Raw genomic sequence first — 15,297 nt, 5'->3', positions numbered from 1 at the left:
GCCGCACCGGCACGACGCCCGCACCCACGCGGTACGCAGGCGCGGACACGGACACGGACACGGATGCGGGCGCGGGCGCGCGGACACGGGCGCAGGCGTGGGCGCGCGGACACGGGCGCAGGCGTGGGCGCGCGGACACGGGCGCAGGCGTGGGCGGGGGCGCTCAAGTGCCGTACGGAGGAGGCGTGTCCGGGCGGTCCACGCATCCGATGCGGGGGCCGCCCGAATGCGGGGGCCGCCCGATGCGGGCAAGCGGGGCGCGGACCGTCCCGTGCGGGCAGGTCCGGTACACCGGCCCCGGCCCGTGCACCACCCGCACGCCGGGCCACCTCATCCGGGCCGCACGACCCAAGCCACGCGTCAGGCCACCGGGCCGCCGGGCCGCGGGGCCGGCGGGCCACCCTGGTCGCCAAGTCGCCAAGTCGCCGGGCCGACGGGCGACTTGCCGGTGCCCGGCGAGTCTCGCCGTCCCCGGGCCGGCCGCCCGCGGCACCGGTGTGCGGGCGGGCGGGACGGTGCGGGGGCGGTGCCGGCGGGCGGTGCGGGTCCTAACGGGCCCGTGCGGGCGCGGGCGGTCCCGCGCCGTCGAACGGCGCGGGTACCGCGGCCGGCTCCGACGCCGCCGTCTGGATGGAGTGCTGCAGCCGCCGCAGCCGTGGCGAGGGCTCCAGGCCCAGGTCGTTGACGAGGGTGGCCCGCAACTGGTGGTAGACGCTGAGCGACTCGCTGCGCCGCCCGGAGCGGTGCAGGGCCAGCATGAACTGCGCGTGCAGGTTCTCGTGGGTACGGTAACGGCTCGTCAGCACCGTGAGTTCGGGCAGCAGTTCACGGTGGCGGCCCAGCCGCAGATCGGCCTCGATGCGCTGGTCCAGCGCGCACAGCCGGCTCTCCTCCAGGCGCCGGATCTCCATCGCCAGCTGCGCCCCGGCCGTCACGTCCGCGAACGCCGGCCCCGTCCACAGCTCCAGCGCCCCGGCCAGGGTGCGGGCCGCCTCCGTGAAGGCCCCCTGGTCCATGGCCCGGTAGCCCTCCCCCGCGAGCCGCTCGAACTCGCGCACGTCACTGCGGCCGCCGCCGGAGACGAGCAGATAGCCGCCCGGCAGGGTCATCAGGACGTCCTTGGCACCGCTGCGGCCGCCTTCGAGCGCCTGCGCGAGGAGTTCGCGCAGCTGCAGCACGTACGTCTGCAGGGTGGTACGGGCGCTGCGCGGCGGGGAGTTGCCCCACAGTTCCTCGACCAGGGCAGCGACGGGCACCACCTGGTCGGCGCGGAGCGCGAGCAGTGCCAGGACCTGCCGCGGTTTCGGCGCCGTGGGGGTGATGGACACCCCGTTCTCCCGCACTGCCAGTGCGCCCAGTACGTCGATGTCCACGCCGTCTCCCCTGCTCGGTGTCCCCTGCCGCACCCCCGATTACAAAACAGCGCATCCGGTCTGTCAATACCCGACCGTTCGTGCGGTTTTTGTGGGGGTGAGGGACGGGCGTCTTCCTGCGGTCCGCGTACCACCGGGGCGGGGCCGCTGCCAGGGCTTCCGGGCAACTCCGTTCCTTTTCCGCTGCGTTGCGTCCTGTTCTCCGGTGCCAGGGGGCGGCGGGGGCGGCACCGGCCGGCGCTCCGCAAAGCAGACCGTCAGGTCTGCTCCTGGTGCGGAGGGCCGGCGGGAAACGGAGCGGGGGTGGCGGTACGGGGGCGGGGCGGGGTGGTCACTGCGGGGGGTTGCCGTGTTTGCGGGAGGGCAGGTCGGCGTGTTTGGCGTGCAGCATGGCCAGCGAGCGGATGAGGACCTCGCGGGTCTCGGCGGGGTCGATGACGTCGTCGACCAGGCCGCGTTCGGCCGCGTAGTAGGGGTGCATGAGTTCGGCCCTGTACTCCTTGACCATGCGGGCGCGCATGGCCTCGGGGTCGGCGGCGTCGGCGATCTGGCGGCGGAAGATGACGTTGGCGGCGCCCTCGGCGCCCATCACGGCGATCTCGTTGGTGGGCCAGGCGTAGGTGAGGTCGGCGCCGATGGACTGGGAGTCCATGACGATGTAGGCGCCGCCGTAGGCCTTGCGCAGGATCAGCGAGATCCTCGGCACCGTCGCGTTGCAGTACGCGTACAGGAGCTTCGCGCCGTGCCGGATGATCCCACCGTGCTCCTGGTCGACGCCGGGCAGGAAGCCGGGCACGTCCAGGAGGGTGAGGATGGGGATGTTGAAGGCGTCGCACATCTGCACGAACCGGGCGGCTTTTTCGGAGGCTTCGATGTCCAGGACGCCGGCGAGGGTCTGCGGCTGGTTGGCGACGATGCCGACGACCTGGCCGTCGAGGCGGGCCAGCGCGCAGATGATGTTGCGGGCCCAGCGTTCGTGGACCTCCAGGTAGTCGCCGTCGTCGACGAGTTCCTCGATGACCTTGGTCATGTCGTAGGGCCGGTTGCCGTCCGCGGGCACCAGGTCCAGGAGGATCTCGCCGCGCCGGCCGGCCGGGTCGTGGGGGGTGGTGTGCGGGGGGTTCTCGCGGTTGTTCTGCGGCAGCATCGACAGGAGGTAGCGGACCTCGGCGAGGCAGGTCTCCTCGTCGTCGTACGCGAAGTGACAGACACCGCTGGTCTCGGCGTGCACGTCGGCGCCGCCCAGCCCGTTCTGGCTGATCTCCTCACCGGTGACGGCCTTGACCACGTCCGGGCCGGTGATGAACATCTGCGAGGTCTCACGGACCATGAACACGAAGTCGGTCAGCGCCGGCGAGTACGCCGCGCCGCCCGCGCACGGGCCGAGCATCACCGAGATCTGCGGGATGACACCCGAGGCCTTCGTGTTGCGCTGGAAGATGCCGCCGTAGCCGGCCAGCGCCGAGACACCCTCCTGGATCCGGGCACCCGCACCGTCGTTGAGGGAGACCAGCGGCGCACCCGCCGCGATGGCCATGTCCATGATCTTGTGGATCTTCGTGGCGTGCGCCTCGCCCAGCGCCCCGCCGAAGATACGGAAGTCGTGCGCGTAGACGAAGACCGTGCGGCCCTCCACCGTGCCCCAGCCGGTGATCACACCGTCCGTGTACGGCTTCTTGGCCTCCAGGCCGAACCCGGTCGCCCGGTGCCGCCGCAACTGCTCGACCTCCTGGAAGCTGTTCTCGTCCAGCAGCAGGGCGATGCGTTCACGGGCGGTCAGTTTGCCCTTGGCGTGCTGGGCGGCGGTCGCCCTCTCGCTGGGGCCCAGCCGGGCCGCCTCACGGATCGCGTGCAGTTCCGCCACGCGTCCGCGGATGTCGGTCGGCCCCGGCTCGGCGGAGGCGGGGGCGGGGGCAGTGGTCATTGCCATGTCAGATCCCTTTCTGGGGCGAGGTCCGTCACTGCCAGCCGCGCGGGCCGCGGTGGGCCCGGGGCCTCCTCCACCAGCGGGAGCCGTTGACCGGCCTGCCCCGGCGGGCGGGTGCGCCGCCCGCGCCGAGCGCGAGCAGCACCACGGTGAGTGCGGCCAGTTCCTCTTCGCCGGCCCGCCCGCGTTCCACGCGCAGGACGGGCTCGTACTGGTCCGGCGTGCCCATACCTCCTCCCTCCTCCTTCTGCACCTTCGGGGACACCATCGGTCACCCCGCTCAAGAACCGCTCTCACTGCGCTCGAAGAGCACTCCACGCCACGGACGGTGACACCACGGCGGCCAGGCACGCGGCACCGGATCCGGTACGGGAGCGGCCCCCTGGGCGAGACGGGACGGTCTCCCGCCCCGGTACCGGGGCGGGAGACCGCCGGCCGCGGACGCGGCACAGGGCGTGCTCCGGGCCGGGTCCGGGTGGGGTGGGGGTGCGGGGCGGGGTGACCGGGGTGAGGTGGGCGGGGGGAAACGCTTCGGCCAGTCGCCGTGCGGGCGGGCGGGGCCGCGGGGGCCGGCGGGGTGGGCCGGCAGAGCGGGCGGCGGGGTGCGCGGGCCGGCACGCGGCGGGGGCGCGGCGGGGCGGGCACGGGGTGTCTTGACGGCGCCCGCGACGGTGATTACGGCTGTCGCCGGCAGCCGCGCGGGCGCGCGGAAATGGACGACGGTAACCGTCTGGAGTGCGGTGACGGCGGAATCAGGAGTTCGATTCGAGCCGTGCTGCAAGCGTCCTCCAGCGCCCCCGGCAGCGTGCGTGGCAGCGGACTTGGAAGTCCGCTCGAGAACGGCTCCAGGAAATCGCTGGGGAGGGACGGCCGCGGCTAGCGTGAGCGGCGGCGCGGATTTCTGGCCACAAAAGGAACGGGACAAGGAGCTCGACGACATACGGAGGAGACCGGTGAGGATTCAGGTTCTGGGTCCGTTGAGTGCCGAGGTCAACGGGGGATCCATCGTTCCGAGCGCGGGCAAGCCGCGACAGATCCTGTCGCTGCTGGCGTTGTATCCCGGACGGGTGATGCCCGTCCCGACCCTCATGGAGGAGATCTGGGCGACGCAGCCCCCGCAGAGCGCACTGACGACCCTGCAGACCTACATCCTGCAACTGCGCCGGCGGCTGGGCACCGCGATGGGTCCCGGCGCGCCGGGCGGCGCCAAGGAGGTACTGGCCACCCGGCACGGCGGTTATCTGCTGCAGATCCCGCCCGACAGCGTCGACGTCCACCAGTACGACCGGCTGACGCGGGAGGGACAGACCGCGTTCGAGCACGGCGACGACGAGGTCTCCGCCGCCCGCTTCCGCGAGGCCCTGGGCCTGTGGCAGGGGCCCGCCCTGGTCGACGTACGGCTGGGCCCGGTCCTGGAGATCGAGGTGGTACGGCTGGAGGAGAGCCGGCTGGTCACCGTGGAACGGCGTATCGACGCCGACCTGCGACTGGGCCGGCACGCCGAACTCATCGCCGAACTCATCGAACTGACCGCCCGTCACCCGCAGCACGAGGGACTGCACTCACAGGCCATGGTGGCGCTCTACCGCTCGGGCCGGCAGGCCTCCGCCCTGGAGGTCTACCGCCGACTGCGGGTCCGGCTGATCGAGGACCTGGGCGTGGAACCCTCCCCCCAGCTGCAGCGGCTGCACCAGGCCGTCCTCACCGTCGACCCCCAGCTGGACGTACTGGCCGGACCGCGCCACAGCTCCACCTACGACCTGTTCACCGCCTGAGCACGTTCCCCCACCGGGCACGGCGGACAGGCCGCCCGGCCACCACCGGCCCGCGAAACCACGGCAGGTGACAGGCCGTCAGGAAATGGGTCCCGGCCCGGGTGCCGTAACAAGCGGCGTCTCCCCGCCCCGGCACACCCCCGGCCCCGGGGCCGGGGGTGTGCCGGGGCGGCTCGCTGTGCGGATCGCGCGCCGCGTCAGCGCCGGGGGCGCCAGGTCGCACAGGCCCCGGAGGACCGGCCCGCACCCGGGCCGGGACGACGCGGGGCCGGCCCTGCGCAGTCCGCCCGGCCCCGGAGCTGAACAGCGGGGCGCGGGAGGGCTGTCCGCTGTCCCGCACCGCCTCCCGGCCCGCCCCGGTCCGGCTCGTCTCCCGCCCTGCCGGCCGGCGGCCGCAGCCCGGCGTGTTCGTCCCCGGTGTGTCCGTCGCCTCTGCGTCCCCGCCCTGCCGGGCGTGGCTCACGTCCGTTCCGGGGCCCCCGTGTTCACCCGCGGCCTCCCCGGCCAGGGCCGGGCCGAAGCCGGGGCGCACGCTGTTCACCCCGCCGCACCCCTCCCTCCCTCTGCGCTGGCTCACCTCCGATCTGCGCTGGCTCACCTCCGAGCCGGAACGGGTCCGCCGGCCACCCCTCCCCCTCCCCCTCCCCTCTCTCCGTCTGGCGCGCCGTCTGGCGCGCCGTGGTCGAAGTCGGCGCCGGGGCCGCCCCGTTCATCCCGCCTCTCCCCCGTGCTCCCCTGCGTGCTTCGTGCTCCGCCGTGCCATGGACCAAGTCGGTTCCCGGGCAGGCCCGTTCGTCTCCTGCCCGGGGGCGGCTCCGGGCCGGTGCCGGGCAGGTGCCGGGCCGCCGCCGCGTTCGTCGCACGGGCGGCCGGGGGCCTGTCGGTGTGCCCGGCCGGACCGCGGCTGCGGGCGGCGGACCCGTGGCGGTGCCGGGCACACCGTGGGTGCGGGCGGGGCGGGGTTCAGGGCGGCGGCGGGGTCAGGACGGAGCGGACGCCGCGGGCGAGGGCGGAGGCGCCGGCGGCGGCGTCACCGATGCCGGTCATGACCACGGCCGGAGCGGGACCGGTGCCGTACGGCAGGCGCTGGGCGAGCTCGTAGGCCGCCCGCCCGCCGGGCCCGCACCCGCACAGCACCAGCCGCCGGCCCGGCCCCCGGGCCTGGTGCGCGACGGCCTGCGGCGCGCCGGGGGCACCGTCGACGTGGACGGCCACGATCCGCTCCGGACCCCGGTGGCCGCGCACGAACAGGTCGTAACTGCCCTGGGGCACACCGGGGACGACGACCAGACAGATCACGTCCGCGTGGGGGTGTCCGGGACGCAGCACGCTCAGCGCGGGACGCGGCGGGGGCGAGGCGGGGCGGGCCATCCGCGGGACCGCGGCCCGCTCCAGCACGTCCAGCAGCTGCCCGGCGGTGGCGTCGGCGGCCCGGTGTCCGGGCAGCGCGCGCAGCAGGCGCAGGCACTGGGCGTGCAGGGCGGCCGCGTCCTCGTCGGCCAGGCGGGCCCGGTCGTGGACGGCGCTGAGGGACAGACCGCCCCGGGCGTCATGGCGGGCGGTGAGGGTCAGCGGCCGGCCGGTGGCACCGGCCGCGGTCCGCGGGCTCGGGACGCCGATGCCCTGGGCGGCGAGTTCCCCGCGCAGCGCCTGCGGCAGCGGCAGCGGGCCCTGGAACCGCACCAGGGTGTCGGTGCACGGATCGACGAACGGGCCGGGCACCACGCCGGCGGACGGGCCGGTGGGAGCAGTGCCCGCCGACGGGGGCGGGGCCGGGGGCCGGCCGCTCCACGCGCGGATCGACTCGCCGGCCGCCCACGGATAGACCGCCAGGTCCAGCAGCGTGTCACGGACCTGGTGGAGCAGGCCGGTGAGGGGTTCACCGGGGTCGACGGTCACGGTCATCGGCAGCGGGCCGTCCAGCGGCCCGGGGATGCCCGCCGCGCCCGGCAGGGCGATGTCCCGGCCCGACAGCTGCACCCCGAAACTCACCGGCAGCGGCCCGCGGGCGTCCGCCGCCCGGTACAGCAGCAGCGCCCACACCAGGTGCAGGGCGCTGCTCTCCGCGGCACCGCGCAGCGCCGCCCAGGACCGCAGCCGGAAGGTCTGGGCCGCCCGCAGCCGGGTGTCCAGCAGCCCGGGCCCGTGCTGCCCGGTGGCGCCGCCCGCCCGGCCCGGCCGGGTCGCGGCGTGCCGCGGCGGCGCGGCCCGCGCCCAGAACTGCCGTGCGGCGTCGGTGTTCTGGCCCGCCAGCCAGCGGGCGTGATCACGCAGGTCGGGGCGGCGTTCCCCGCCGGGCAGCACACCGCCCGCGGCGTAGGCGCGGTAGAACTCCCGCAGCAGCAGGTGCACGCCCCGCTCGTCCAGCAGCGCCGGATGGTACGTCAGCAGCACCCGCGGGGGCGGCGCCGGCACACCGGCCGAAACAGCCCCCCGCAGCAGGGTCAGACGCAGCAGGCCCGGCCGGTGCAGCGCGAAGCCCCGCGCCCGGTCGCGCCGCAGCATCTGCGCCCAGCCGACCTCACTGCGGGAGTGGACGGCGATGTCGGCGTCGGCGCGCGCGTGCAGCACCAGACGGGGCGAGGCGACCCAGTCGAAACAGGCCCGCAGCACCGACTCCCGGTCGACGACCGACTGCCAGGCCGCGGCGAACCGGGCCACCTCCAGCGGCCCGGACCAGTCCCAGTACAACTGCTCCAGCTGACCGCCCCCGCCCACACCCCCGTCTGCGCCCGCGCCGCCGGCGGCGTCCGGGCCGCCGAGGTCCGTACCGGCGGTGCCGCCCACGCCGTCGACACCGTGCGCGGAGGACATGTCCCGCAGGCCCTGCGTGCCGTGCGTGCCGTGCGCGTGGCGGATGTCGTACGTGTCATGGGCGCCGTACGTGTCGTACGTGTCGTGGGTGTCGTGGGCGCCGTACGTGTCGTGGGTGTCGTGGGTGTCGTGGGCGCCGTACGTGTCGTGGGTGTCGTGGGTGTCGTGGGTGTGGTGGGGGCTGTCGGCGGGGGCGAGGGCCGCGCGCAGCAGGCTCTGCTGGTGTCCGGTGACCGGGAGGACCTCGCCGCCCGGCGGGGGCGGGGACAGTACGTCGGCGAGCAGTTCCGCGGGCAGCGGGACGGGGCCCGGCGCGGCGGCGGGCGGGGTCAGGCGCAGGAGGTGACGGCCGGGCAGGTGACTGTCCAGCGCGACGTCGAAGGCACGGTGGCGCTGCGCGAGGCGGGCGGCGACGGTCTCGGCGTCCGCCGGGCCCAGCGGGCCGCACAGCTCCAGCACCAGCGGGCTGCCCGGCGACGGCGTACCCGGCTCGTGGACCACGGCGAGGACGGCGTCCCGCGGCGCGTACCGGCTGTTCATCCGCCCTCCCGCAACCCGCGGACCGTGTCCGCGGCACACCGGCCGAAACGCTCCCCGCTCCTTGCGCCCCCCACCAGCACCCGCACCGTCATCCGGCCCGCTCCCGGAGCCGGGCGCCTCACACCCGGCAGACCCGGCAGACCCGGCAGGCCTGTTCGGGCCGGCAGGGCAGACGGGCCCGTCCGGGCGGAGAAGAGGCAGTGCCGGGCGGGCTGAGGGGGGTCAGCGGGCCGGAGGGGCCGAGAGGGGTGCCCGGCGACGCGGGATCGTGGTGCCCGGCCCGGATCCGGCCGGGCGGCGGCGAAAGCTGCCGCCCGGCCTGCCGCCGGCACAGGCCCGCGCGGGGGCGGGCGGGGCGGTGCGCGGTGGAACGGCTGCGGTGGCTGCACGGTGGTTCACGACGCCCGCCTCTCGTCATGTCGGCTGTGCGCCGGAGCTGCCCGGCAGCCGCCAGCCTAGCGTCGCCGCAGGTGGGAGGCGTGTTCCCTCGAGCGGGTGTGGAGCGGGCCGCGAAGCGGTCTCGACCGGGTGCGACGGCCGGTGCGCGGCACTGACCAGATAACGGTCATGGACGAGATGGGTGGCGAGAATCCACCGCGCCGTGCCCGCCGGCCCGGCGCCCTCAGATGCGGCACCCTCAGATGCGGCGCCCTCGGGTCCGGGACCATCGGGTCCGGGGCGGGCGGGTCCGGGGCGGGCGGGTCCGGGGTCATCTACGGGTTCGGGGGTGGCCGGTTCGCCGGCCAGGACGGTACGGCCCTGCGCGTCCCGGCTGAAACCGAACGCGGCGAAACGGCGCCGCATGCCGTGCCCGAGGGCCTTGGTGTAGGCCTCCTTGAGGGTCCACAGGTGCAGCAGCCGCACCGTGCGCTCGTCCTCGGGTAGCGCGGCGAGTTCGGCGGCCTCGGCGGGTGTGCACACGTAAGGGTGCAGCAGGTCGAAGGACGGGCGGCGGGTGAGGGGCTCGGCGTCCACCCCGATCGGCCCGCTGCGGCTGACCGCGACCACGATCAGCTCGTCGGTGTGGGCCAGGCTCACCTCGGTGCCGGCCAGACCGCGCAGATGGGGACGGCCGCCGGGCCGGTAGGCCAGGTCCAGGGCGTCCGCGGGCAGTTGCAGGGCGGCGGCCGCGGTGTGCTTGAGGACCATCCGCGAGGCCGCGAACCGCAGCCGGCCCGCCGGCGCGGCCGTCTGCCGGTAGCGCGGCCAGTCACGGCCGAGCAGCCCCCGCAGTCCCGGGTCCAGCAGCGCGGCCGCCAGCCACTGTCCCCAGGTGGTGTGCACCAGGACCTGGCCGCGGTCGGTGAGCTGGTCGTGGACCTCCTCCCAGGGCCCCTCCGGACCGGCCACGTGCAACGGCGGCCCGAGCAGCACCCCACCGCTCCCCGCCACCGCACCCGCCCCGTCCGGCACCTCCATCCGGCGGCCCCGCGGACCCGGCAGGCCCGGGCCGTCCTCGTCCGGCGGGCCGAACCCGGCCGGCAGGCGCGGCAGTTCCGGCAGGCGCGGCGGCCCGGGCCGGCCCGGAGCGGGACCCGGCCCGCCGGGTGCGCTCACCACAGCAGCCGGGTGGCGTAGATGTCGCAGTCCACGCCGTGCCGGACCCGGTCGGCGAGTTCCGCCCAGACCTGCTCGCGCGGGTCGGCGGCCGGTCCGGGCAGCGGCACCCCGAGCCGTTCGGTGATGCCCGACAGGGCCAGCAGCGTCCAGTGCGGGCCGCCCAGGAACAGTCCGCGCCCGTCGTCCGCGGCCTCCTGGACCCCGAGCACGGCGGCCGCCAGCCACAACAGTGCCTGACGGTCCGCCAGCGCCCGTGCGGCCGCGCCCTCGGAACCGTCCCGGCCCGCCGTGCGGCACACACGGCGCAGCGCGCGGTGTTCGCTCAGCAGCCGCCGGGCCACCGCGGCCAGCGCCGCCCGCACCGTGTCCCCCGCACCGTCCACCGGCCGGGCGGCCCCCCGCACCAGCCCGGCCAGCACCACCCCGTCCCCCTCCTCGTCAGGCCCGTCCCGCCCGTCTGGGCCCTGCCCGTCGTATCCGTCGGGCCCGTCCGGGGTCTGCTCGTTCTGCCCGTTCCGGTGCTGCGGGTCCTGCTGATCGGTGCCGGGTGCGGGTGCGGGGTGGGGGTCGGCGAGCCGGAACAGGGCGGGCAGGGCGGGCGGGGCGGCAGGGTGCCGGAGGTACGGAGTGCGGGGGCTTTGGGCCAGCGTGGGCAGAGCCCGTACCAGGTGGGTCTGCCAGGCTGTGGCACCCGCCGCGTCCACCCCGGCCGCGGGCAGGTCGCGGGCGAGTTTCGCCAGCATGCGGCCCTCGGGGCCGGCCGGTCCGTGGCCGCATTCGGTCAGGACCAGTTCGAGCCGGGCCAGTACGTCGGCCGCCACCGTGGGCACCACGTAGCCGGCGACCGCGGGCAGCAGGCCGCCGGGCACCGGGCGCGCCGCCGGGCGGCGCAGTGCCACGCTGGTCAGGCTCTCGCAGGCCAGCAGGTCGGCGAAGGCGGCGGCGAGCACGGGCCGCCACTGCCGCAGGGCCGGCTCGCTGCGGCAGCGGCCGTCGACGATCCGCGCGGCCTGGCGCAGGAGGCTGCCGGTGACGGCCAGCAGCGCGACCGGGCCCCGCAGCGCGGCGGGCACCGGGCAGGGTCCGGCGGCCGTGGCGCAGGCGTGTCCCAGCGCCACGTCCCGGCGCAGGACCGGCCGCAGGGCACGCGCCAGCTGGTCGGCCGCCGGTATCCGGCCGAGGCCCGCCGCGGCCAGCAGCCCGGCCCGCTCCTCCCCACCGCCGCCGTCCGCCCTGCCACTGTCCGGCCCGCGGCCGGTGATACGGGCGGTGGGGGCGGTGCGGGTGGTCAGGGCGGCCAGGCCGTAGGGGTTGGCGGCATCCCGGGGGTCACCGAGCAGGGCCTCCAGACGCAGCGCGGCGAGTGCCACCTCCAGGGGCGGGGGCAGCGCGGCATAACGGTGCGCCAGAGCCCCGCCGGCCCCGGGCACCGCCGCACCACCGCCCCCGCGGCTGTCTCTGCCCCTGCCGCCGCTGGTGCGGCTGTCGGCGCGGCGATTACCGCCGCCGCTGCTGTGGTCGGGGGGCGGGGCGGGCGGGAGCACGGCGGGAACGGGGCGGGGGGCGGGACGGGTGACGGCCATCGACGGCCTCCTGTTCATCTGTTCATCGCAGACGGCGCACGGTGCTCTCCGCGTGCCACTTGGCCAGGCCCAGGGCCTGCCGGTCGGCCCGGGACAGCCGGCCGTGCACCTGCCGGCGGGCCTCCAGCAGGCTGGTGCCGGCGCCGAGTTCACGGGCGACGGCGTCCGGCCGGAGCATCACCCGGTGGGCGGCGACGACCGTCACCCCCACGGCGTCCGGCAGCAGGGACCACTCGCCGCTGTGCGCGGCGAGCAGCGGGGGCAGCAGCGTCTCCTTGTAGACGATCCGCCCGGCGTGCGGGAAACACAGCCGTACCGCCCCGGTGGTGAGGCCCGCGCCGCCCTCCGGGGCGCAGGTGTCCACCAGCACCACCTGGACACCGGGCGAGTCCTCACGCACCCGGGCCCCCTCGACGTGCGGCAGCCGTTCCTCCCAGTCCTCGACCCGGTAGAGGAAGTCGTAGACCAGCTCGGCGGGGCCCTCGACACGGATCCGGTCCTCGAAGGACAGCAGCAGTCCGTCGAGTTCCTCCCACCGCTCGGCCGCCGCACGGACCTCCCCGAGCCGGCGCCGTACGCCGCCGGTGTCCTCGTCCCGCACGCGGCTGTCACCGGCGGCCGGCAGCAGGGGCAGCACCCGTTCCTCGCACAGGCCCAGCACGCACCGGTCCTCTCCCGCCGGGCGCACCGTCCACACCCCCGAGGTGACCAGGCCAGGGCGGGCCTGGTCCTCCTCCTCGAAGACGACACTGCGCTCGTGCGGCCGCAGCACCCGCCGGGTGTGCCGGGAACGGACGTGACCGCCCGGCGCGCCAGGCTGCGCGGCCGCCTCCCACACCAGCAGCCGTTCCCGCGTCCCGTCGAAGTCCAGCCGCTCGACATGCACGAGGGACGGCAGGAACACCGGCCAGCGCACGGCATCGGCCAGCAGCCCGTAGACCACACCGGCCGGAGCGGCCACCTCCACGGCGTCCTCACCGGCGTGCACGCGCGACGACATCCCTGCGCCTCCTCCCGCGGACACCCCCACCCTGCCCCGCCCCACTCGAGCCCGCCTCGCGCCCGCCCCGACTCCCCCACACCCAACTCCCCCGCCCCACCCCGCCCACCACCGGCCTGATGCCACCGCCTACCGCCCGGCTCCCGGCTCCCGGCTCCCGGCTCCCGGCTCCCGGCCGGTCCGTACGGGGGTACGCGGCCCGTCGGCCCGTACGGGGGTACGCGGGCCTGTACCGGCAACCGGTACGGCGTGCACGGCAGGTACCAGGCGCACGGCATGCACGAGGTGCGGCGGGAGCAGGGGCGGCGGGGCCAACCCGCTTGCCCGGGACTGGATTTCACCCAGCACACCCGGCACGGCCCGGTGTGACCGACCCCGGGAAGACGGCCTTCACCTCGCCCCGCGCCGCACACCCCCTCACGCCTCCCGCCTGACCCCTGACCCCTGACGCCGTGTCGGGTCCTCCGGCGTGGTGCCCCGGCCAGGTCCTGCTGGGACCGGGCCCCGCCCTCCGTACCCCCGAAGGCCGAGCCCCGGAGGGCCGGAGGCCGAAGCCCTGAGGTCGGGGCCTGAAGGTCGTGCCCGCGGAGGTCGGATCCCGGGTGCCGGACGGCCCGGACCGCCGACGCGAGGTGACGCGTGGGCGGTCCGGGCCGTCCGGGCGGTCCGGTCCGTACCCCCGAGCCCGGGGCCCGCGCGGGGAGGAAGCGGCGGGTCCGGAACGGGCGCCGGGGAACGGGCCGAAGACCGGAAGGCCGTGGGAGGCGGGGCCTGTTGAATCTGTTGGGCGCCTGCTGGGCCTCGCGGGGCGTGGGGGCGGGGTGGTCAGCCGACGGGGGCGGCGAGCCGCCCGCTGCCGGCCGCACCGGGACTTGTCCCCGGCCCCGCAGCGGGTGCGGTGGTGGCCGCTGCCGCGGCGGGTGAGCCGTCGGGCCGGGCCATCAGGATGGAACGCTGCAGCTTGCCCAGTGCCGCCGACGGCTCCAGGCCCAGACCGCGGACCAGGGTCGCGCGCAGCCGCTGGTAGGCGTCCAGGGCCTCGCCCCGGCGCCCCGAGCGGTACAGGGCCAGCATGTACTGCCCGCACAGACTCTCGTGGGTGGGATACCGGCTGACCAGCACGGTCAGTTCGGCGAGCAGTTCACGGTGGCGGCCCAGGCGCAGATCGGCCTCGATGCGCTGGTCCAGCGCGCACAGCCGGCTCTCCTCCAGCCGTTTGACCTGGGTGGCCAGGTGCGGGCCTGCCTGCACGTCGGCCAGCGGCGGCCCGCTCCACAGTGCGAGCGCGGCCCGCAGGTGCCGGGCCGCCTCGGGGAAGTCCGCCGTGTCCATCGCCCGGTAGCCCAGCCCCGCCAGCCGTTCGAACTCCCGCACGTCGCTGCTGCCCTCACCGCTCTTGAGGAGATACCCCCCGGGCACGGTCAGCAGCACGTCCTTGGCCGTACGGTGCCCGCCGGGATCCTTCTCCAGCGCCGCGGTGATCAGCTCACGCAGCTGCAGGATGTACGTCTGCAGGGTGGGCCGCGCACTGCGCGGCGGCCGCGCGCCCCACAGTTCCTCGCTCAGCATCCCCACCGGCACCATCTGGTCGGCGTGCAGGACCAGCAGGGCCAGCACCTGACGCGGCTTGGGAGCGGTCGGGGTGATCGAGATGCCCTTCTCCCGCACAGCAAGTGTGCCGAGTATGTCGGTGTCCACGCCGTCTCCCCTGTCCGTCCGCTGCCATCTGCCAGACCCCGGGAACCACGCACCAGCCACCGCGTCCCCGTCGCCCTGCCGCACCACCCGGCCCGCAGGCCGGCCCATCACACCAGCCGGCCCGCCCGAACCCGCCAGGCCCCGAACCCGCCAAGCCACCGGGCCACCGGGCCACCGGGCACGAACCCGCCGGGCCGGCGTCGCGTCTCCACACCGGCCGCCAGGCCCGCGCACCCGCCGGCTCCAGACCCCGGACCCCCGGACCCCCGGACCCCCGGGCCCTCGGACCCCCAGGCCCTCGGACCCCCAGGCCCTCGGACCCCCAGGCCCTCGGGCCCCGGGATACCGCCGGCCCGCAGACCGGCCGCCGACCGGCCGCACGGCAGCCGGCCCGCCCGTCTCCAGGTGTGCCGGCCGGCCGTGCTGCCGGCCCGTCAGCCGGCCCTGTCCGGCCGGGACTTGCTGTCCGGGAGGCGGTCCGGCCGCCGTCGCACTTCCCCGGCACACCCGAGTAAAAAACAGCATGGACGGTATGTCAATCTCAAACCGGTCGTCGTGTTTTCTCTCCGTCGGCACTCGAGATCCCCTCCAGGGAACCCGACTTTTGCCGCACAACGCCCCGGCCAGGCCGAACACCGGTCCTCCGGGACCATTCCCCATCCGACTTGACCTCTCCATTGCCGAACCATGCGGTCTGTTTACCCGGGTGCGGGTGCACTCCCCCGCCGGGAGCAGCACCGAGACCCCGCCCAGCAGCAGGCCCGGTCCGCTCCCGCAAGACCCGCCCCGGCCGGCGAAGGGGACTTCCCGCCCCTCCTCCGGGGAAAGGGGCGCACCCACCGAAGGACGCACCCGGTCCGCCGCCAGGGGCCCCGCCCCGCCGTCAGGACAGACACGCCGGCTCACCACAGGGCCGGACAGGGCAGGGCGGGCGGGGCGGGTCCGCCGCCGAGAGGAAGACCCGCCAGGTGAAGGACACCCCCTCCCGGCCCCACCGCCGGAGGGGCCGGGGCCGCCACCGGGAGAC

At 76.0% G+C, this 15,297-nt stretch carries 9 protein-coding genes; 1 reads left to right on the top strand and 8 read right to left on the bottom strand.

From position 1 onward, the window contains the following. Positions 1-548: 548 nt before the first annotated feature. The 3 genes from OG776_RS41110 to OG776_RS41100 form a co-directional block, all read right to left on the bottom strand. Complete coding sequence (locus OG776_RS41110) at positions 549-1,373, bottom strand: AfsR/SARP family transcriptional regulator (RefSeq protein ID WP_329318187.1); 825 nt, start codon at positions 1,371-1,373, stop codon at positions 549-551. Between the two features lie 331 nt (positions 1,374-1,704). After that, positions 1,705-3,297 carry an acyl-CoA carboxylase subunit beta gene (locus tag OG776_RS41105; protein WP_329323620.1) on the bottom strand — a complete coding sequence of 531 codons (1,593 nt, stop codon included), beginning with the start codon at positions 3,295-3,297 and terminating at the stop codon, positions 1,705-1,707. Positions 3,298-3,331: 34 nt separating this feature from the next. Beyond that, positions 3,332-3,529, bottom strand: a complete 198-nt coding sequence (locus OG776_RS41100; RefSeq protein ID WP_148010623.1) for an acyl-CoA carboxylase subunit epsilon — start codon at positions 3,527-3,529, stop codon at positions 3,332-3,334. Between the two features lie 724 nt (positions 3,530-4,253). On the opposite strand from OG776_RS41100, the gene OG776_RS41095 reads away from it, so the two are divergent. Next, positions 4,254-5,075 (top strand): AfsR/SARP family transcriptional regulator, encoded by an 822-nt coding sequence (locus OG776_RS41095; protein WP_148009709.1) that lies wholly within the window; start codon positions 4,254-4,256, stop codon positions 5,073-5,075. Positions 5,076-6,038: 963 nt separating this feature from the next. Here the strand turns inward: OG776_RS41095 and OG776_RS41090 are convergent. The 5 genes from OG776_RS41090 to OG776_RS41070 form a co-directional block, all read right to left on the bottom strand. Then, positions 6,039-8,429: a condensation domain-containing protein gene (locus tag OG776_RS41090; protein WP_329318191.1), complete on the bottom strand. Its 2,391-nt coding sequence runs from the start codon at positions 8,427-8,429 to the stop codon at positions 6,039-6,041. 414 nt (positions 8,430-8,843) lie between these two features. Next, entirely contained in the window at positions 8,844-9,986 is a 1,143-nt protein-coding gene (locus OG776_RS41085; protein WP_329326301.1) for a 4'-phosphopantetheinyl transferase family protein, read from the bottom strand. Further along, on the bottom strand, positions 9,983-11,572 hold the full coding sequence (locus OG776_RS41080) for a hypothetical protein (RefSeq protein WP_329318195.1): 1,590 nt from the start codon (positions 11,570-11,572) through the stop codon (positions 9,983-9,985). The genes OG776_RS41085 and OG776_RS41080 overlap by 4 nt, the downstream gene beginning before the upstream one ends. Positions 11,573-11,594: 22 nt before the next feature. Beyond that, complete coding sequence (locus OG776_RS41075; RefSeq protein ID WP_329318197.1) at positions 11,595-12,572, bottom strand: SRPBCC family protein; 978 nt, start codon at positions 12,570-12,572, stop codon at positions 11,595-11,597. A gap of 825 nt (positions 12,573-13,397) precedes the next feature. Beyond that, complete coding sequence (locus OG776_RS41070) at positions 13,398-14,270, bottom strand: AfsR/SARP family transcriptional regulator (protein WP_329318198.1); 873 nt, start codon at positions 14,268-14,270, stop codon at positions 13,398-13,400. Positions 14,271-15,297 lie beyond the last annotated feature (1,027 nt).

This window comes from Streptomyces sp. NBC_01689 (genome assembly GCF_036250675.1).
Lineage (GTDB): Bacteria > Actinomycetota > Actinomycetes > Streptomycetales > Streptomycetaceae > Streptomyces.
The sequence above is the reverse complement of the archived record's forward strand: the minus strand, read 5'-3'. Positions and strand labels throughout refer to the sequence as shown.

Excerpts from the sequence above, each read along its gene's own strand:
- OG776_RS41100 (WP_148010623.1), bottom strand. The coding sequence starts at position 3,529 with ATGGGCACGCCGGACCAGTACGAGCCCGTCCTGCGCGTGGAACGCGGG.
- OG776_RS41090 (WP_329318191.1), bottom strand. The coding sequence starts at position 8,429 with ATGAACAGCCGGTACGCGCCGCGGGACGCCGTCCTCGCCGTGGTCCAC.
- OG776_RS41075 (WP_329318197.1), bottom strand. The coding sequence starts at position 12,572 with ATGTCGTCGCGCGTGCACGCCGGTGAGGACGCCGTGGAGGTGGCCGCT.
- OG776_RS41105 (WP_329323620.1), bottom strand. The coding sequence starts at position 3,297 with ATGACCACTGCCCCCGCCCCCGCCTCCGCCGAGCCGGGGCCGACCGAC.
- OG776_RS41080 (WP_329318195.1), bottom strand. The coding sequence starts at position 11,572 with ATGGCCGTCACCCGTCCCGCCCCCCGCCCCGTTCCCGCCGTGCTCCCG.